13 protein-coding genes and 1 pseudogene are annotated in these 19,180 nt (G+C 62.1%); 8 read left to right on the forward strand and 6 right to left on the reverse strand.

All coding sequences use genetic code 11. The annotated features are described in order from the left end of the window. Window positions 1-271, forward strand: a pseudogene (locus EM858_RS27305) (IS481 family transposase); the annotation flags it as partial. A gap of 61 nt (window positions 272-332) precedes the next feature. On the opposite strand, the gene EM858_RS11990 reads toward EM858_RS27305, so the two are convergent. Together EM858_RS11990 and EM858_RS11995 are read right to left on the reverse strand one after the other, a co-directional pair. Beyond that, window positions 333-1,679: a condensation domain-containing protein gene (locus EM858_RS11990; RefSeq protein WP_127756831.1), complete on the reverse strand. Its 1,347-nt coding sequence runs from the start codon at window positions 1,677-1,679 to the stop codon at window positions 333-335. A 60-nt stretch (window positions 1,680-1,739) separates the two neighbouring features. Beyond that, the gene (locus EM858_RS11995) at window positions 1,740-6,188 is read right to left on the reverse strand and encodes an amino acid adenylation domain-containing protein (RefSeq protein ID WP_127756832.1); all 4,449 of its coding nucleotides are present in this window, start codon (window positions 6,186-6,188) and stop codon (window positions 1,740-1,742) included. An 81-nt stretch (window positions 6,189-6,269) separates the two neighbouring features. Here EM858_RS11995 and EM858_RS12000 point away from each other — a divergent pair, with 81 nt between their 5' ends. The 6 genes from EM858_RS12000 to EM858_RS12025 all read left to right on the forward strand — a co-directional run bounded on the left by EM858_RS12000 (window position 6,270) and on the right by EM858_RS12025 (window position 13,644). After that, the gene (locus tag EM858_RS12000; protein ID WP_127756833.1) at window positions 6,270-7,445 is read left to right on the forward strand and encodes an isochorismate synthase MenF; all 1,176 of its coding nucleotides are present in this window, start codon (window positions 6,270-6,272) and stop codon (window positions 7,443-7,445) included. An 18-nt stretch (window positions 7,446-7,463) separates the two neighbouring features. After that, window positions 7,464-9,089, forward strand: a complete 1,626-nt coding sequence (locus EM858_RS12005) for a (2,3-dihydroxybenzoyl)adenylate synthase (RefSeq protein WP_127756834.1) — start codon at window positions 7,464-7,466, stop codon at window positions 9,087-9,089. Window positions 9,090-9,186: 97 nt separating this feature from the next. Then, on the forward strand, window positions 9,187-10,056 hold the full coding sequence (locus EM858_RS12010; protein WP_127756835.1) for an isochorismatase: 870 nt from the start codon (window positions 9,187-9,189) through the stop codon (window positions 10,054-10,056). A gap of 13 nt (window positions 10,057-10,069) precedes the next feature. Then, window positions 10,070-10,825, forward strand: coding sequence for a 2,3-dihydro-2,3-dihydroxybenzoate dehydrogenase (gene dhbA / locus EM858_RS12015; protein WP_127756836.1), 756 nt, complete (start codon window positions 10,070-10,072; stop codon window positions 10,823-10,825). A 63-nt stretch (window positions 10,826-10,888) separates the two neighbouring features. Beyond that, window positions 10,889-11,602: a 4'-phosphopantetheinyl transferase gene (locus EM858_RS12020; RefSeq protein WP_127756837.1), complete on the forward strand. Its 714-nt coding sequence runs from the start codon at window positions 10,889-10,891 to the stop codon at window positions 11,600-11,602. A 128-nt stretch (window positions 11,603-11,730) separates the two neighbouring features. Further along, entirely contained in the window at window positions 11,731-13,644 is a 1,914-nt protein-coding gene (locus EM858_RS12025; protein WP_080820533.1) for a PhoX family phosphatase, read from the forward strand. Between the two features lie 402 nt (window positions 13,645-14,046). On the opposite strand, the gene EM858_RS12030 is transcribed toward EM858_RS12025, so the two are convergent. From EM858_RS12030 to EM858_RS12035, 3 genes are read right to left on the reverse strand one after another with little or no spacing between them, the layout of a single operon-like run. Then, window positions 14,047-15,321: an HlyD family type I secretion periplasmic adaptor subunit gene (locus EM858_RS12030; RefSeq protein ID WP_127756838.1), complete on the reverse strand. Its 1,275-nt coding sequence runs from the start codon at window positions 15,319-15,321 to the stop codon at window positions 14,047-14,049. Between the two features lie 33 nt (window positions 15,322-15,354). After that, entirely contained in the window at window positions 15,355-15,693 is a 339-nt protein-coding gene (locus EM858_RS27385) for an ATP-binding cassette domain-containing protein (RefSeq protein ID WP_280960144.1), read from the reverse strand. Continuing rightward, on the reverse strand, window positions 15,576-16,973 hold the full coding sequence (locus EM858_RS12035) for a type I secretion system permease/ATPase (protein WP_280960145.1): 1,398 nt from the start codon (window positions 16,971-16,973) through the stop codon (window positions 15,576-15,578). The genes EM858_RS27385 and EM858_RS12035 overlap by 118 nt, the downstream gene beginning before the upstream one ends. Between EM858_RS12035 and EM858_RS27390 the strand changes: the two genes are divergently transcribed. Further along, on the forward strand, window positions 16,972-17,247 hold the full coding sequence (locus EM858_RS27390; RefSeq protein WP_245482991.1) for a hypothetical protein: 276 nt from the start codon (window positions 16,972-16,974) through the stop codon (window positions 17,245-17,247). The genes EM858_RS12035 and EM858_RS27390 overlap by 2 nt on opposite strands. Before the next feature lie 236 nt (window positions 17,248-17,483). On the opposite strand, the gene EM858_RS12040 is transcribed toward EM858_RS27390, so the two are convergent. Further along, window positions 17,484-18,914 carry an NAD-dependent succinate-semialdehyde dehydrogenase gene (locus tag EM858_RS12040; RefSeq protein WP_080821067.1) on the reverse strand — a complete coding sequence of 477 codons (1,431 nt, stop codon included), beginning with the start codon at window positions 18,912-18,914 and terminating at the stop codon, window positions 17,484-17,486. Between the last annotated feature and the right edge of the window lie 266 nt (window positions 18,915-19,180).

Genomic DNA, 19,180 nt, shown 5'->3' on the forward strand with positions numbered 1-19,180 from the left:
CGCGTCCTTTTCCAGATGCACTTCCAGAGCCGGCCTACGACAGCAGCGAAACCATCCGATGCGTCAGCTCAACAAAGGGCTATGTCAGTTTCAAGGGCAAAGCCTGGCGGGTGCCGAACGCCTTCCGGAACGAACGTCTCGCCATACGATCCCTCAACCAGACCGGCCTCTATGGCGTCTTCTTCGGCGCAACTCAGGTCGCAGAAATAAACCTCGAAAACCCATGAAAACTGTCAGGGATGTCTCCGAACATCTGTCAGGGACGTCTCCGGTCTTTACAACAAGGCCGAGGATGACGTGGAGTATAGGGGAAGCGTTATCGGCCTTCCCCCTCAAACCGCCAGACGGAACGCCGTGGACGCCTCCGCCGCCGCAAGCGTCAGCGCCTCCTCGCGCAGCATGGCATCGAGGAACAATGGCAGCTCCTCGCGGTAACGGGCGAAATCCTCCGCTTGCGTCAGCGCCGAATCCGCATCGATATGCAGGTTCAGCTCGCTGCCGTCATCTTCGCCACGGAAGGTCAGGTTGAACCCGTCGCCGGGACCGTTGGCAAGGATGTGCCTGACAACGGTAAGCCCGGCAAAGACCGGCGCGCTGAAGGGCAGGACATTGATGAGCGGCGAAAAGAAGAAGCGCCGGCCCTTCGGGACTTCCCGGTCGGCGGCGATCTGCTCGATGCGGTAGCGGCCATGCAGGCGCTGCTTTCGCAGATTGGCGGCGTTGCGCGTCAGAAATGCGCCGAGGCTCTCGCCCGGCTCGATGGTGAGATGGAAGGGCAAAATATTGACGAGCATGGCCGGCATATGCGCGCCGACGCTGCCCCAGCGGCTCATGAAGGGCAGCCACAATGTCAGCACATCGCGGTCCGGCCGTGGCAGGACGCAGTGGAGATAAAGGCCGGAAAGCAGCACCAGAAGGTCCGGCCAGCCGATCTCCATTGCGCCCGCCACCTGTTGCAACCGCGTGCTGAAACCCTGCGGCAAGGCCGCGTCCGTATGCAGGCCGCCGCCGCCATAGTCCTCGCAATCCTTGTCCAGCACCGGCAGATCGGCGGGTGAGGCGAGATAGGCCGCCCAGAAATCGCGGTCTTTTTCAAAACGCCGGCTTTGCTTGTAGGCATCCTCTTCGGCAAGGAAATCGCCGAAGGGGTGGAAATCCGGACCCGCTTCGCCCTTGCCGCAATAGTGCCCGTAAAGCTGGCCGCAGCGCTGCTCAACCAGCGTCAGGCCATAGCCATCAACGACGATATGATGGGCGCGGATGTACCAGAGGTAACGATCGTCGGCGATACGGTAGAGCAGCTGCGCCGAAAGCCTGTCGGTTCTGAGATCGAGCCTTGCTTCCACATCCGCGTTCATGCGCCGCAGCGCCTCTTCCAGAGGAGCGGCATCGCTGCGGAGATCGACAAGCTCCACCACCGGGGCATGGTTTGGGTCGCAGCATTGCTGCGGCGTCTCGCCGTCGACGCTGATGCGGAAACGGATAGACAGGACTTCGGATTCGCGCACGGTGCGTTTGATCGCCTCGATGAGCGCGCTTTCATTCACCGCACCGGAAAGATCGATGTAATGGGCGACGGTGGAAACCGGCTCGTCGGGATGGAAGGAAAACTCCTCCCAGAAATCAAGTTGCGGCTGCGTCAGTGGAAGCCAGCCGCCGGCAGGATCGATATGCGCCATCTGTTTTTCCTTGCACAATTTCCGTTATCGGGCGCGAAGTGCCGCCCGAAATGATTGGGTTCACGCCGCCCGGGCGGCCAGGAGCGAAGTCACCTGCCTGGCGTTGCGGCACCGCAAAAGCTGCTGCGGTGTGAGCTCCACGCCGAAGGCAGTGCGGATTTCAGCCGAGACTGTTTTCAGATGCGAAGGCAGAAGACCGAGCGCCAACAGGTCGCTGTTCGCATCCACATTCGCCGGTTTTTTACCCAGCACGCCGAGATAGATATCCAGCACCCGGCGGTCGCCCTGATCGACGGCGGGAGCCGCAGGTGCGGAGATTTTTGCCGGTTCCGCAGCACCGGTCAGCAATTCGCGGGCGCGACGGCGATCCGGCTTGCCATTGGCCGAGAGCGGCAGATCGTCGACCTTGAGAAACCGGCCGGGCACATGCGATTCCGGCAGATGGCTCCGGGCAAAATTGCGCAGATCGGCGGTCGGGAGTTCAAGGCCCGGCCCAACGACGTAAAGCACGCCGATGGCCGCCTCGCCCTTTTGTTCGACGCCGTAATCCACCACCAGAACGCGCTGGATGGAAGGATGGCGGATAAGCTCGTTTTCCACATCCGGCAGCGAAACGCGCACGCCGCGCACCTTGACGTAACCATTGACGCGGCTGGCAAACATGATCTTGCCATCCGGCCGGTAACGGCCCCGGTCTCCGGTGCGGAAGGCGCGCACGGGGTTTCCTTCCGGATCGGCAACCGTCACGAAATCCGTCTGGGTAATCGCGCCATCTTCGAGATAGCCGATTGCCACATTCACGCCGGCCGTATGGATGCGGCCAACGACACCAGCCGGGCAATGGCCGCCCTGATCGTTGAGGACGAAATAACGATTGGCGGGCAGCGGGTGGCCATAGGGCACGGCCGCCACATCTTCCGCAACGATCTCGTGCCAGATGCTCCAGATCGTGGTTTCCGTCGGTCCACCGAGCGATATCAGCCGCAGGCCGGGCTTCAGCCGGCGAAGTTCTTCGACGATCATCGGCTTGATGTAATCGCCGCCCTGCGCCACGAGCCGGAGCGAAGCAAGCTGGTCGCCACGGCGGCAGGAGAGAAGCATTTCGAGGATGGCCGGCACCGAGCACCAGAGCGTGACGCCATGCTCGGCCACCAGTTCGTTCCAGCGCACCGCATCCTTTTCCTCTCCCGGTTCCGGCAGCACCAGCGTCGCCCCCGCGACAAGCGCGCCGAAAACATCGAAGACGGACATGTCGTGATGCAGCGGCGTGACGGAGATAAACACATCGCTATCCGTCACCGCCCATTCCGCAAGCGTGCTGCCGATGACATTGGCCGTGGCGCGGTTGGAAAGCACGACGCATTTCGGCTTGCCCGTCGTGCCGGAGGTATAGAGATAATAGGCAGGCTCTTCGCTTTGGGAAAGCGCCGTCACCTCCGCCATGGTAACGGGTGCGCCAGCCGGTGCGGGCGCGGACAGAAGCTGCGCCGGATCGACAGCGTCGAAATCCTGCGGAACGCTGCGGGCGACGATGATCGCCGGGCGGCAGTTGGTCAGCAGATAGCGCAGGCGGTCTTCCGGCGAGCCGGCATCGACCGGCACCCAGACCGCACCCATCAGCGCTGCGGCAAGCGTGATGGCCGTATGTTCCGGGCTGCGCGGCAGGCACACGGCCACGACATCGCCCCGGCCGATGCCGCGCGCCCTGAGGCCCGCCATCGCCCCTGCCACCATCTGACCGAGTTCGCCATAGGCGATGCGCCGTTTGCCGCTGACGAGCGCCGTGCGCGACGGGTCGCCCTCGAAAAGATGGCCGGCGATCCGTTCCAGAAATGGCGGGCAGACGAAGCTTCCTTCGTCGCCGTTCAGTCGGTAATGAGAATGGTCGACAATATCGCGGGCGTTGAAGGAGAAAGCGCCGCTATCGGCGATTCCGGCAATCGCACGCTCGATGGCCGCGAGAATATCCGCCACCGTCGCCGCATCGATCGCCTGCTCGGCATAGTCGATATCGAGGAAGAGATCGCCCTGCGGATTCTGCGAAAAGCGGAAATCCAGCGCCACCTGCGGCGTCTGCGTAAGCCCGCCGGCCCATTGCATCGTCGATTCGGATGAAAGCGTCGGCCAGGTCAGACCGTTGGTGATCACCACCGGCAAGGCGAGCCCGCCCGGATTGGCATTGAGAAGCACACGATTGAGATCGATACCCGAAAAGGCGAGATGGTTCAGCCCTTCCAGCACATCCGTCTGGAGGCCCGCCGCCCGCTCCGCAAAGCTATTCCTGGCCACATCCCATTGGACGGCGATGAAGCTGGAGCGGTTGGCGAAGGCGCCTTCCACCTGCGGCGCGACGGGAATGCCGACGACGAGCGCGCCTTCGTTGAGCCAGAGCGAGAGCACATCTAGGATAACGGCCGTCAGCGCCGAATTCTTGAACAGCCGCTCTTTCGCACCGATGCGCGAAAAGGCGGTGAAACGCGGCTTTTCGACAGTCAGGCTCCGGCGGCTGTAACGCGAGGTGGGAATGGTTTCGAGCGGTGCTTTCCACGGCAGTTGCGAGGGCACCGCGGCATCTTTCAACTTTTCAGCCCAATAGGCGGCATCCCCGGCACGGGCCGCCGAGATATCCTCCTTCGGCATTCCGGTCGTAGCGGCGGCTTCCGGCGGCACGACACCATCGAAGAGTTCCGCCGCGAGGCTGGCAATGGCCCGCCCATCAAGGATAAGCGCGTCGAAACGCAGGAAGACCACGACCTTGTGCCCCGTCGGCCCGGCATCGGGCATAAGAAACACCGTGACCTGCCATGGCGAGGCTGCGAGATCGAAATGTGCATGGGAAAAATCCCGTCGCACCGCGTCGATCCTTGCCTCGGCTTGCGAAAGAGACAGGGCCGAAAGATCGACGAGATCGAGATTGATCTTCGGCTTATCGGCGACCATCTGCACCAGCCGTCGCTCGTCGATGCGGGTGCGCAGGCTTTCATGTCTCGCGACCATCGCGGCAAGCCGCGACCGCAGCAGTTCCGGGTCGATATCGCCGCGATATTCGCGGAACTCCTGCATGGCCACGCCGCTCAGCGGCAGATGGGTACCGCGCCCGAGCAGATAGGCCTGTTGCAGGGGTGAGAGGGGACGTTCCATGGGTTTTCCTTTTGCCTCGGCTCCCGTTTCCGACCGCTGCGCGACCAATCGCTCCACGCTTTCGCAAACAAGATCGGGGCTTTCCGCGATCCGGCGGAGAAGAGCGACATAGGTTTCGAACAGGGCGCGCAGCCAGCGTTCCGGCAGCGCATCGAGCCGCACATCCCAGTTGATCAGCAGACCGCCATCCACCGCCGCCACCTGCGCATCCAGCGCGACCCCCGGCCCCTGCGAGACGGTGTGGACCATCGGACCGAACACCCGCCCGACCCGTTGCGAAAACAGCTCCCCGCCCGGAAGATCGACCCCGGCGGTGAAAACCACCGGCGAGGTCTGCAAACCACCGCGCTGGCGGGAGAGATCGCGCATGACGCTGACGCCCGGATAGGACTGGTGTGCGAGAAGCCCGTTCATCTCATCGAACAGCCTGCCGAGCAGCGCTTCGAGCGTTTCTTCAGGCCTGATATCGACGCCGAGCACGAGCACGTTGGAAAACTCGCCGACGATCTCATCGACCCCTTGCACCAGCGGCGCGCGCCAGAAACCCGGCACGGAGAGCCGGAATTTTTCCGCCCCCGACGCCTGCGACAGCGCCAGTGCGAAAACGCCGAGCAGAAGGGTCGATGTCGTTACGGAAAAACGCCGCGCTGTCCGCTCCAGACTGCCGCGCTCCGCCGCTGAAAGCAGCGTGGCGAGCCGGTCCGTGTGAACGGCGCGCAAGGGGTCATCCGACAGAAACGGCAGCGGCGGAGCGTCCGGAACATCGGCAAGCCGTTGCCGCCACCACAGGCGGTCCCTTTCGCGCAAGCCCCTCAAGTCCGGGTCGGACATGAGACGTGCCGCCCAGTCGAAAAACGACGGCGTTACCGGTTCGACAGTCCGGGTTTCGTCTGCGTCTGACGCCGTCTCGTAAAAACGGGCAAGGTCTTCCATCACGATCCGCACGCTGGCTGGATCGACGGCCAGCATGTCCGTTTCCACATGCAGACGGCAACGTCCCTCCGGCAACAGGCTGAGCGAGATCGCCGCCGGTGCGGCAATGCGAAGATCGGCCCGGCGATGGCTCCATTCCTCGCGCTTCGCCTCAAGACGACGTGCAAGCGCCTCCGAATCGAGCGCGGTCATGTCCTCCACATCGAGGCGGAGCAGCCGGCCGGCAGGATCGACGGACTGATGGCCTTCAGCATCGATCCTGACGCTCAGCATGGGGTGACGCCGGCAGAGCCTTTCCACGGCGACGGCCAGTTTTTCCGCATCTACCGCCTGCCCGTCGAATTCGAGGTAAAGATGCGGCGTAACTTTCCCGAGTATTCCATCCGCCTCGCGGCCGACCCAATAGGCCACCTGCATGGGGGTTAAATTTAGCATGTGAATTTGAACCGGTTGACAAAACATGATTAGCATACTCAAGTATAAGCCATCGTCAACCACTCGCACAGGAGGCATCCCATGAAAACGGGAGCACTCAGGACGAATGACGTCGAATCCGACGAAATTACTGAATTTAATAGAGAATTTATGTTTACTTCCGGCAGCGGGCAATTGCGCGCCAAGGGCATTCGCGAAAAAATAGCGATTCCCGCCCGGGGCGGCGAAGATATTGCCAGCCCGCTGCAGCAGGCACTGGCCTACGCCTTCGAGCGTGCGCAGCGGGAGGGCGAGCAGAACCCCATCGCCATCGGCGCGATCCCCTTCGATGTCAGCGAACCTTCATGCCTGTATATTCCATACAACTATGAATGGAATTCCAAGGATGCAGAGCCGATCGTCGCCGATTCGGCCATGCCCGCCCTTGTCGGCCAGAACAGCCTGCCGGACGAGAGCGGTTTCAAGCATGCCGTCGAACATGCCATCGTCAATTTCCGCCATTCCGAAGTCCGCAAGGCGGTGCTTTCCGTCATGCGTGAACTGACCTTCGCCTCCGAGGTCAATGTCGAAAGATTGCTGGCTAGCCTCGCCAAACAGAACCGCGAAGGTTACCAGTTCCGCATCCCGCTGCCCGATGGCGGCGACCTGATCGGCGTCAGCCCGGAACTCCTGATTCGCAAGCAGGGCGAGAAAATCATCTCGAACCCGCTGGCGGGATCGGCAAAACGCATGGTCGATCCGGCAGCGGACAAGGCCAATGCGGATCGGCTTTCGGCCTCGGAAAAGGACCATTACGAGCATAGCCTCGTCATCGAGGATATCCGCTCGCTGCTTTCGCCGGTCTGCGCGGAACTCGATGTTCCCGAAAAACCCTCCCTCATCAACACGGCGGCACTCTGGCATCTTTCGACCCGCATCGAAGGCCGTCTCGCCGATCCGGAAACCAATGCGCTACAGCTTGCCTGCCTGCTGCACCCGACGCCAGCCGTCTGCGGCTTCCCCACCGAGCGCGCCCATCGCCTCATCCGCTTCGTCGAGCCTTTCGAGCGCGGCCTCTTCACTGGCATGGTCGGCTGGACGGATTCGCAAGGAAATGGCGAATGGGTGGTGACCATCCGTTGCGGCACTGTGCAGCGGGAAACCGTGCGGCTCTTCGCCGGTGCGGGCATCGTGGAGGCCTCGGAGCCCGAATCCGAATGGGCCGAGGTGCAGACCAAGCTCAAGACCATGCTGAACGCCTGCGGTCTTTCTGCCTAATTTTTCCAGGGACAAACCATGACAATCGAATTCCAACGCTGGCCCGAGGATTTCGTTCGCCGATACCGCGAACGCGGCTACTGGATCGACCGGTCGCTGAGCGGCATTCTCGCCGAACAGGTGGAGCGCCGGCCGGACGCCACGGCACTGATCTGCGGCGACCGTCGTTTCAGCTATGCCGATCTCGACCGGCAATCCTCCAATCTGGCTGGACATCTCTCCGCCGCAGGCATCGGCAGGGGTGATACGGCGCTGGTGCAATTGCCGAACATAGCCGAGTTCTATCTCGTCTTTTTCGCGCTCATCAAAATCGGCGCCGCCCCCGTCAATGCGCTTTTCAGCCATCGCCGGCTGGAAATGACCTCCTATGCGGAACAGATCGCGCCGAAGCTGGTGATCGCCTCGCGCAGCCACGAGCTTTTCGCCGATGACACATTTGTGGAGGCGCTGAAGGCGGTCTCTCCAGAGCTTGCCGTGACCCTGCTGCTCGGCGAAACCGATCCGCAGCGCAGCCTGGAGCAGAAGCTGGCGTCGCCTGCCGAAAATCCACCGGCTTACGCCCCTTCCGCCGCCGATGAGGTGGCGCTGTTCCAGCTTTCCGGCGGCAGCACCGGAACGCCGAAACTGATCCCCCGGACGCATAACGACTACGACTACAGCGCCCGGGCCAGCGCGGAGATTTGCGAACTTTCGCCGCAGACCCGTTTCCTATGCGCCATTCCGGTGGCGCATAATTACCCGATGAGCTCGCCCGGCGCGCTCGGTGTGTTCCACGCCGGCGGCGCGGTGGTCATGGCCGCCAATCCGGAGCCGCTTGCCTGCTTCGATCTGATCGAAAAACACGGCGTCGATATCGTGCCGCTGGTGCCGCCGGCGGTGGCGCTGTGGCTGCAGGCGGCTCCCGCCCATCGTGAACGGTTGAAGTCGCTCAAGCTCCTGCAGGTCGGCGGCGCAAGCTTTGCCGAAGCGCTCGCCCGCCAGGTGCCGGAGGTCTTGGGCTGCGACCTGCAGCAGGTGTTCGGCATGGCGGAAGGTCTGGTGAACTACACCCGCTTCGGTGACCCCGACCATATCGTCTTCACCACGCAAGGCAGGCCGATCAGCCCGGACGATGAAATCCGCATCGTCGACGAGGATGGCAACGACGTGCCCGAGGGTGAAGCCGGCATGCTGGCGACCCGTGGTCCCTATACATTCCGGGGCTACTACCGCGCGCCCGAACACAGCGCCCGGGTCTTCGACAAGGATGGCTTCTATTATTCCGGCGATGTCGTGCAGCGCACGCCCGAAGGCTATCTCCGGGTCGTTGGCCGGGTGAAGGATCAGATCAATCGCGGCGGCGAAAAGGTCGCTTCGGAAGAGGTGGAAAACCTGATCCTGCGGCATCCAGATGTGACGCACGCGGCGCTTGTGGCGATGCAGGACGAACTTCTCGGCGAAAAAAGCTGCGTCTTCGTGGTGTCGCGCAATCCCGCGCTCAAGGCGCCGGCCATCCGCCAGCATCTCGCCGGTCTCGGCGTCGCGGATTACAAGCTGCCCGACCGCGTGCGCTTCATCGAGGCCATGCCGCTCACCGCCGTCGGCAAGATCGACAAGAAGCGCCTGCGCGACCTGTTGACAGCCCCCGTTGCCATCAGCGCCTGACAAGCAGCGCCAATCGAAAGGGACGCTCAAGAGGGCGTCCCCAATTCCAAAGATTACGCGCCGCCCGAGCCGGCGCAGCAAAAAAACCGAGGTCATCATGACGATCCCCACCATTTCCGACTATCCGATGCCGGTCGCCGCGAGCTTTCCGGCCAACAAGACAAAATGGCAGCCCGATGCGAAACGCGCCGTGCTTCTGATCCACGACATGCAGCGTTATTTCCTGCGGTTCTACGAGGCCGACGGCAAGTTGATGACCAGCCTCATCGACAATCTCGCCAAGGTGAAGGCATGGGCCGTTCAGAACGGCGTGCCGGTCATCTATACCGCCCAGCCGCATAACCAGCCGCCCGGCGACCGCGCGCTCCTGAACGACATGTGGGGACCGGGGCTTACCGTCGTCGATCCGGAATTGCAGAAGGTGGTGGACAAGCTCGCGCCGACGCCCGACGACGTGGTTTTGACCAAATGGCGCTACAGCGCCTTTCAGCGTTCCGACCTTGCAGAGCGCATGAAAGGCTGGGGCCGCGATCAGATCATCGTCGGCGGCGTTTACGCCCATATCGGCTGCATGATGACGGCGGTGGAAGCCTTCATGAAGGATATCCAGCCCTTCATGATTGGTGACGGCGTCGCCGATTTTTCCGAGGCCGAACACCGCATGGCGCTGCAATATGTGGCGACGCGTTGCGGCGTGGTGATCGACACCGCAAGCCTTGTCGGCGCGGGCGAGGCCACCGGAACCCGCGAATGGCTGAAAGCCCGAGTCCTGCAAATGGTGGAGGATGAAAGCGATATCGACCCCGATGAAAACCTCATTTTCTACGGGCTGGATTCGCTGCAGGTGATGAAGCTTGCCGGCGAACTGAAGGAACGCGGCGTCACCGTCGGCTTCGATGAGCTTGCCCGTGTGCCGACACTCTCCGCCTGGTGGGCGCTGATCGAAGAAAAGCGGCTCGCAGCCTGAGCGGACGAACAAGATGACGCAACAGAGATTTACCGGGCGGCGCGTGCTGGTGACCGGCACGGCCCAGGGCATCGGCCGCCGCATCGCCGAACGTTTCATCGAGGAAGGGGCCGAGGTCATCGGCCTCGACCTTCTGGCCGACACAGTGGAGGCCCCCTTCCGCCAGATCGCGCTCGACATCACCGATGCGGCGGCAGTGGAGACGACCTGCAAGGAGATAGAGAGCGAATGGGGCGGACTTGATATTTTGGTCAATGCCGCCGGCATATTGCGGCTCGGCGACAGCGAGAGCCTGACGCCGGCGGACTGGAAAGCCTGCATGGATGTCAACGCTGCCGGGCCGTTCTATATGCTGCGGCAATGGAGCGGCGCCTTCAAGCGGCAGCGGCGTGGCGCGATCGTGAACGTTGGCTCCAATGCCGCCGTCGTGCCGCGCATCGGCATGATGGCCTATTGCGCTTCCAAGGCGGCGCTAGTCAGCCTCAGCCATTGCGCCGCCCTGGAGCTTGCGCCCTATGGCGTGCGCTGCAATGTCGTTTCACCGGGCTCCACCGATACGCCGATGCTTGCCGGCATGTTGAGCGATCCTTCCGGCAAGGACCAGCTGGTTGCCGGCGTGCCCGAGCAGTTCAAGCTCGGCATCCCGCTCGGCAAGATCGCGAGGCCGGACGATATCGCCGATACGGTCCTGTTCCTCGCCTCCGATCAGGCCGGCCATGTGACGATGCAGCAGATCGTCGTCGATGGCGGCGCAACGCTTGCGGCCTGAACGGGAGCGGGAGGGCGAAAAGCGTGAGCGCATGATCTAGGCCGCTGGATGAGGGTGACGGACATGGCCATTGCAACGGCGTTTCATCGCGAAGCCGTCTTCGGCGATCCACCGGAGGCCATCTGGCCTTGGCCGGACGACAGCTGCGATTGCCATTGCCTCACCCTTCGTTACAGCGCCGATGAGGGTTGCGGCGGCGAGGTCCCTCCCTTGCCGCCGCAGCTTTTACACGCCCTGCCCAGACGCAAGGCAGAATTCGTCGCCGGGCGCAGATGCGCGGCCGAGGCCATCCGCCGCCTCACCGGCCGCTCCACCTTTCCCGGCATGGGTGAGGACCGCGCGCCGCTCTGGCCCGAAGGCGTGATCGGCGCGATTTCCCACAGCCATGAGCGGGCGATTGCCATTGCCGGCTCTTCGGGGCGGTTCCGCGGTATTGGCATCGATATCGAAAGGCCCCTGACCGAGGAAGAGGCCTGCGATATCGCCACGCAGGCCCTCACGGAGCGTGAACGCCACAACCTCGGCAACGCCATCGACCCCTTCATGACCGGCCTGATTTTTTCGGCCAAGGAAAGCCTGTTCAAGGCGATTTATCCGACAGTGAAACGGTTTTTCTTTTTCGAGGCGGCGGAATTATCCGGCTTTGACGACAGCGGCTCGGCCTCGCTGCGGCTGACCGCCGACATAGGCGGCGAATGGCGCAGGGGAACGGAGATTCCTTTCCGTTTCTGCCGCTTCGACGGCTTTCTCGTCACCCGCATCCTGATCGGGCGCTGACGAAAAAAACCCGCCCCGGCGCAGGGAAAATGACCGCCGATAGTGCCGTTTCCGTCATCCGCATGAAATATTGGGACGGTAGGCACCTTGCTGGAATGATTCCAAACAAGCAACGGTGGAGACAGACTATGACCGACATCGATACGAGCAAATTGTCCTGGGACGAGTGGGACGAACTGCAGAACCCGCCGCCGGCCGAAACCGATTTCGACCGCGTGGTCGAAACCGCGATTTCCCGCCGCGGCTTTCTCGGCGGCGTGCTTGCCTTCGGTTCAGCCGCGGCCGCCATGGGCACGCTCGGCAACCTGATGAGCAGCACCTCGGCCGAAGCGCAGGAAGCCGCCGTCGGCCGTTTCCCCTTCAAGCCGGTTGCCGCAGCCACCGATAACACCATCCATGTCCCGGAAGGTTATAACTGGAAGCCGCTGGCGAAATGGGGCCAGCCGCTGTTCTCCAACGTTCCCGATCTCGACCCCGCCAAGGGCGTCAGCGTTGAAAACTCCGACAAGGTCTTCGGCGAAAACACCGATGGTATGGAACTCTTCGTGGTCGGCAGCCACCAGCTGATCGCCGTCAACCATGAATATGTGAACCCGGAAACCAACCTGCCGCACGCCGAAAAAGGCAATCCGAAGACGGCCGATGATGTGAAGATCCTGCAGAACATGCAGGGCGTCACCGTCATGGAAGTCGCGGAAGACAAGGACGGCTGGAAGATCGTTCTCGACAGCCCCTTCAACCGCCGTATCCACCACAATACGCCGATGAAGCTTTCCGGCCCGGCCGCAGGCTCCGATCTCGTCAAGACCGCCGCCGACCCGAAGGGTGTCGACTGTCTCGGGACCTTCAACAATTGCGGCGCCGGCCGCACGCCGTGGGGCACCTACCTCACCTGCGAAGAAAACTTCAATGGCTATTTCGGCACCACCGACGCCGCCTTCAAGCTGCCTGACGATTATAAGCGTTACGGCATCGTCGCCGAAACCCGCTACGCCTATGAGAAGTTCGACGAGCGTTTCGACGTCGCCAAGAACCCCAACGAACCGCGCCGCGCCGGTTACGTGGTCGAGATCGACCCTTCGGACGCCTCCTCCACCCCGATCAAGCGCACCGCGCTTGGCCGCATCAAGCACGAAAACGCCGCCGTCGTGATCGCCCGCGATGGCCGTGTCGTCGTTTACATGGGTGACGACGAGCGTGGCGAATTCCTCTATAAATTCGTCTCCAACGGCATCTACGTGCCGGGCGGCGACACCTCTAAGCTGCTCGATGAAGGCACGCTTTACGTCGCGAAATTCTCCGACGACGGCGCCGGCGAATGGCTCGCCCTGACGCCTGAAACCACCGGCATGAAGATCGACGAAATCTGCGTCTTCACCCGTCAGGCCGCTTCCAAGGTCGGCGCGACGACCATGGACCGCCCGGAATGGGTCGCCATCAACCCGGTCGCCATCGAAGCCTATTGCGCGCTGACCAACAACAGCCGCCGTGGTGAAATGAAGGACGGCAAGCTGCGCGCCAATGCCGGCGGTGACGCCATGGCGATCAATGCCGCCAACCCGCGCGAAAAGAACGAATACGGCCAGATCGTGCGCTGGTATCCGGAAAATGACGACCATGCGGACGGCAAGTTCAAGTGGGACCTGTTCTGCATGGCCGGCAATCCCACCGTCCACAAGGACGCCTATGCCGGCTCCTCGAACATCAACGAAGGCAACATGTTCAATTCGCCTGACGGCATGATGTTCGATAGCACGGGCCTGCTCTGGATCCAGACCGATGGCGAGGACACCAATGAAGGCAACTTCGCCGGTCAGGGCAACAACCAGATGCTGGCGGGCGATCCGGCCACCGGCCGTATCGAACGTTTCCTCACCGCCCCGAAGGGTTCCGAAGTCACCGGCCAGACATGGTCCGGCGACAAGCGCACCCACTTCGTCGGCATCCAGCACCCCGACGCCCCCTTCCCGGATGGCGAAGGCAAGCTGCCGCGCTCGACCGTCATCGCCATCAAGCGCGATGACAATGTGAAGATCGGCTAAGCCATAGACGTATTGGCAGCCGGATCGCGACGGAAATCGCGATCCCGTTTCACCATAAGACGCCGCGCGGCCAAAGGGACGCGCGGCGTTTTGCCGGGTTGCGAAGGCATGTTTGCGAAGCGGCACATTTCCACGTCCTCATCTCGGACAGCCCCTCCCTCATTGATCACACGGTTGCTCCAGGCCGGTACGGCCCGTCATGGATCGCAGGAGACTGTTTACGACGCAGGCGCCCGCCGACATATTTCCACATCGCGGCTTGGCGGCTTGGCGGCTTGGCGGCTTGGCGGAAGAAAGCTCTGCGCACTTTATAAGCAAAGCAACGCCGTGCATCCTTGGAGATGCACGGCGTTGCTAGTTGGATCGCATTATTTCGTCCAGCGGCGCACCCGGATCTTGCCTTCAGGCTTCGCGGAAGGTGCGGTTCGCCTGATCGAGCAGGGGTTTGAGGAAATAGGACAATACGCTTCTTTCGCCTGTCGTGATGAAGGCTTCCACCGGCATTCCGGGCATGAGGCTGAATTCGCCCAATCGCTTTATCTGCTCCTGCGAGGTGGCGACGCGCACGAGGTAATAGCTCGTGCCCGTTCGCTGATCCACCGTCACGTCAGCCGAGATACGCTCCACAGTGCCTGTAATTTCCGGCGTCGTTTTCTGGTTGAAGGCGGAAAAGCGCAGGTTCGTCGCCTGGCCGTAAAATATCTGGTCGATGTCCTGCGGCGCGACCTTGGCCTCCACCACCAGCTTGTCGACTTCCGGCACGATCATCATGATCTGTTCGCCCGGCGCAACGACCCCGCCGACAGTGTGTACTGAAAGTTGATGCACCACCCCATCCTGCGGCGCGAGAATATCGACACGTTTCAGCTGGTCTTCGGCCGCCACCCGGCGTTCGACATATTCGCCGATGCGGGCATCCATTTCGCGCAGATCGGCTCCCACCTCTTCCGACCATTGTTCGTCGATCTGAAGAATTTGCAGCCTGGTTTCGCTGATCTTCGCCTCGACCCCGGCAATGCCAGCCATCAGCCGGCCGATGTCGCCATCGATATCCGTAGCCTGACGCTCCAGCGTACTGAGCCGGCTTTTTTCCATCAGGCCTCGCTCATGCAGGGAGCGAAAGCGGTTCAACTCCTCGCCGACCATGCCCTGTTCGCGGAAATTCGCAGCGCGCTCGGCATCCATGCCGGCAATCTCATCGCGAAGCTGCTGCACACGCTGTTCGAGCTGGCGTTTTTTGCTTTCGCGAACGGCCTTGCGGTTTTCATAAAGACGCTGTTCGGCATTTATCATCGCGGCGATCTCGGCATCGGCGGCTCGCCCAAGCAGCGCTTGCGGGAACACGACCTTGCCGGCGCGGTCACGCTCGCTCTCCAGCCGCGCCTTGCGGGCGTTGAATTGATCGAGGCTTTTGACGATGATGGCCAGATTTGCCCGCGTCATCGTCGCATCGATGCGCATGACGACATCGCCGGCCTTCACCCGGTCGCCATCGCGCACCATCAATTCGCTGACGACGCCGCCCACGGGATGCTGTACCTTCTTCAGGCTGGTTTCCACCACCAGCGAGCCCTGGGCAATGACCGCGCCGACGATTTCGGTGCCAATTGCCCAACCGCCGAAGATGCCGGTCAGGGTGAGAAAACCAAGTCCACCGACAAGAAGGTGGCTGCGGATCGAGCGTCTGAGTGTCTGCCATTCATTCCATCTTCATGCCTTTCCTGTTTCCACGCCCTGAACGACCTTGAGAGCGCCGGCCGCACCGCTGACCGGGCGCAGCACCTTGGCGAGCACCTCATCCTTCGGGCCGAAAGCCTGTTGCCGCCCTTCGGCGAGCATCAACACCTTGTCCACGGCTAAAAGCGCGCTGGGGCGATGAGCGATGACGACGGCCACGCCACCACGCTCACGAATGCCGAGAATGGCTGCTGTCAGCGCCTCCTCGCCTTCGGAATCAAGGTTGGAATTCGGCTCATCGAGCACAACGAGGAACGGGTCGCCATAAACTGCCCGCGCGAGCGCGATCCTCTGTTTCTGCCCCGCTGACAATTGCCGCCCGGCTTCCCCACCTGTGTGGAATAGCCCTCCGGCAGGCTCACGACGAGATCGTGAATTCGCGCTGCGCGCGCGGCCGCAATGATCTTTTCCGAGCTTGCCTCTCGGTCGAATGAGGCGATGTTTTCGGCAATGGTGCCGTCCAGCAGTTCGATCGCCTGCGGCATGTAGCCGATGTGGCGGGCCAGCGCTTCAGCCGGCCATTGGTCCAGTGTCGCGCCATCCAGTCGAACCGAGCCTTTGAGCGGACGCCAGAGCCCGACCAGCAACCGCGCGAGCGAACTTTTCCCCGAACCGCTGGCCCCGATCACGCCAAGGGCGCTGCCCGACGCAAGCGTGAAGGCGACATCCTGCAGAACCGGCTCTGCCGCCTCCGGCGGGATGACGCCGACACGCTCGACGGAGAGAAGGGAGCGGGGCGCTGGAAGGTCCATGCGCATGGCGGCATCCGGTAGCAGCGCAAGCGTCTTTTCAAGACGGCGGCGGCTTTGCCGCGCGGCGATGAAGCCCTTCCAGTTGGCGATGGCGAGATCGACCGGAGCGAGCGCCCGCGCCGACAGGATGGAACCGGCGATGATGATGCCGGGTGTCGCCTGCTCATTAATGACCAGCCACGCCCCGACAGCGAGAATACCCGATTGCAGCAGCATGCGCAGCACCTTGCTCGCCACACCGAAACCGGAGGCGATATCGCTTGCGGTGCGCTGCCCACGGCCATAAGCGCGATTGTCCACCTGCCAGCGCTCCCGCAATGGCGGCGTCATTCCCATGACGGCGATGATGTCGGCGTTGCGGCGGGTGCTCTCAATCAGCCGGTTGCGCGCGGAAGCGTGTCGTGCGGTCTCTTCCACGGGACGCTTGGAGACAAGCTCCGTCATCAGCGTGAACATCGTGAGAATTGCGGCGCCTGCGAGCGCAGTGACCCCGAGCCAGAAATGGAAGGCGAAACAGATGGCAATATAAAAAGGCAGCCAGGGCAGGTCGAACAAAGCGGTCGGTCCGCTTCCCGACAGGAAGGAGCGAATTGTATCGAGATCACGAAGCGGTTGCGCCTGAGCGCCGCTGACAGGCAGTCGGACTTGCAGACCGATCACCGCATCGTAAACCCTGGAGGACAGGACCTGATCGAGACGATCGGAGATGCGCACCAGCAGGCGGCCGCGCACGGCATCGAACAGACCCTGAAACACATAAAGCGCCACCACGATGGCGAACAGGGCCAAGAGCGTCGGCAGGCTGCGGCTCGGCAACACGCGGTCATAGACCTCCATCATGAAGAGCGAGCCGGTGAGAAAGAATATCGACCAGAGCGCTCATGAGGCCGACGCCGATGAAAGCGACAGCACAGCCGGCAAACACACCCTTGATCTGACGCACATTATTATTGGCGGATTGAAAACGCATTTTTACTATCCATTGAAATCGCGGCGACAGGATCAGCCGAGGCGGCTGGCGATCATGTTTGAAGAGGTCGTCATCTCCTGGCCTTCCTTGCACGACACGGATCGGCCCGAGGGCCATGTCGGCACGCCTAGTGGCGAAGGCTAACGGGCGGATGACGGATTCCCGATAAATCGTAGACGCGCCATAGTGATTTCCCATGCCCGCCATCGGTTTCCCAACGGGGTCGCGGAATCACCAGTCCACCCTACGCTGTCTTTGATGAAGATCCAGGCCGGATCGCCGCCCGGATTTCCGGAAGGCAAGAGCAAAATTGCGTCAGGCGTGATGATCCGGTGATCGGCGACGGGCTTTATTCCAACGAAGCCCGGTAATGCCCGAAGCTATATACCGCCCATGCAGAGATATTTCATTTCAAGATAATCCTCCATGCCATGGCGCGAACCCTCGCGGCCGATGCCGGATTGTTTGACGCCGCCGAAGGGCGCTGCCTCCGACGACATGCGGCCCGTATTGATGCCGACCATGCCATATTCCAGGGCTTCGGCGACACGCCACACGCGCTTGAGATTGGAGGCGTAGAAATAGGCGGCCAGACCGTAGATCGTGTCATTGGCTTCGCGCACAACCTGCTCCGCATCCTCGAAGCGGATGATGGGGGCGAGCGGTCCGAAAGTCTCTTCCTGGGCAACCCGCATCGTGCCTGTAACCCCGGTGACGACCGTGGGTTCGAAAAAGGTTCCGCCATTCGCGGCGCGCTTGCCGCCGCAACGGATTGTGCCGCCTCTTGCGCTGGCGTCGGCCAAATGCCCCTCGATCTTGTCGATGGCGTGGCTGTCGATCATCGGGCCGATGGTGACATCGGGATCGAAGCCATCGCCGACCTTCAATTCGGCCACGCGCGCGACGAATTTCTCCGCAAACTCATCATGAACCGCCGACTGCACATAGATGCGGTTGGCAGAGACGCAGGTTTGACCGCCATTACGGAATTTCGCCTGAATGGCGCCTTCCACGGCTTCATCAATATCGGCATCGTCAAAAACGATGAAAGGGGCGTTACCGCCCAGTTCGAGGTTGAGCTTCTTGATCTGCGGCGCGCACTGGCTCATCAGCAGCCGGCCAACTTCGGTCGAGCCCGTGAAGCTGATCTTGCGTATTTTGGCATTGGCGCACAATTCCGCACCGACGTCGGCGCCGTGGCTCGCATAAATGAGGTTGAGCGTCCCCTCCGGAAAACCGGCGAGCCGGGCCAGCACGAACATGGCCCCCGCCACCAGCGGCGTCTGTTCGGCGGGCTTCAGTACGATGGCGCAGCCGGCCGCAAGTGCGGGCGAAATCTTGCGAGCTACCATGGATGCGGGAAAATTCCACGGAGTGATCGTGCCCACCACACCCACTGCCTGCTTGATAACGAGCATCCGCCGATCGTTGGAAGGGGCGGAAATCGTTTCGCCATAGATGCGGTTCGCCTCCTCGGCATACCATTGCACGTAAGCGGCGGCGTGGGAGACTTCTGATTTTGCTTCCGCCAGCGGCTTGCCCATCTCCGCGGTCAGCATCGTTGCGAGGTCATCCGAATGGAGGACGATCAGCTGGTGCCAGCGTCGCATCACTGCGCTCTTGTCCTTGGCCGGCAGGCTCGCCCATATGCCCTGCGCTTCGGCCGCGCGGTCAATCGCCTCCCGCGTTTCCAGAGCCCCCATATCCGGCAGCCGCGCAAGCTGCGCACCGGTCGAAGGATTGAAAACATCAAACTCTGCGCCCGACCACGCCCGGTCGCCGAAAGTGACGCCCGCGAGATCGGCAAACAGATCTGGCCGGGCAAGCCTGTCGAGGAGAGCAGGAAAAAGCGACAAGGACGGTTCCCCCTTTGACACAACGACCCGAACAGGCCGACACACCGCTATTTTAGCGACTGACCGCCGGTTGAAAGGCGCCGGCACCGGTGGTAGCGCCGCGCCCGAAAAACGTCAATATTGCGCGTGCATTCGCAGCAATCGATCAATAAAATTCATGATTTATCGCACAATATCGAACCGGAATCTGACTGCTCCCGTCATTTCAGGCATGTCCACCA

The organism is Agrobacterium sp. CNPSo 2736 (assembly GCF_004005385.1).
GTDB classification, from domain to species: Bacteria; Pseudomonadota; Alphaproteobacteria; order Rhizobiales; family Rhizobiaceae; genus Agrobacterium; species Agrobacterium leguminum.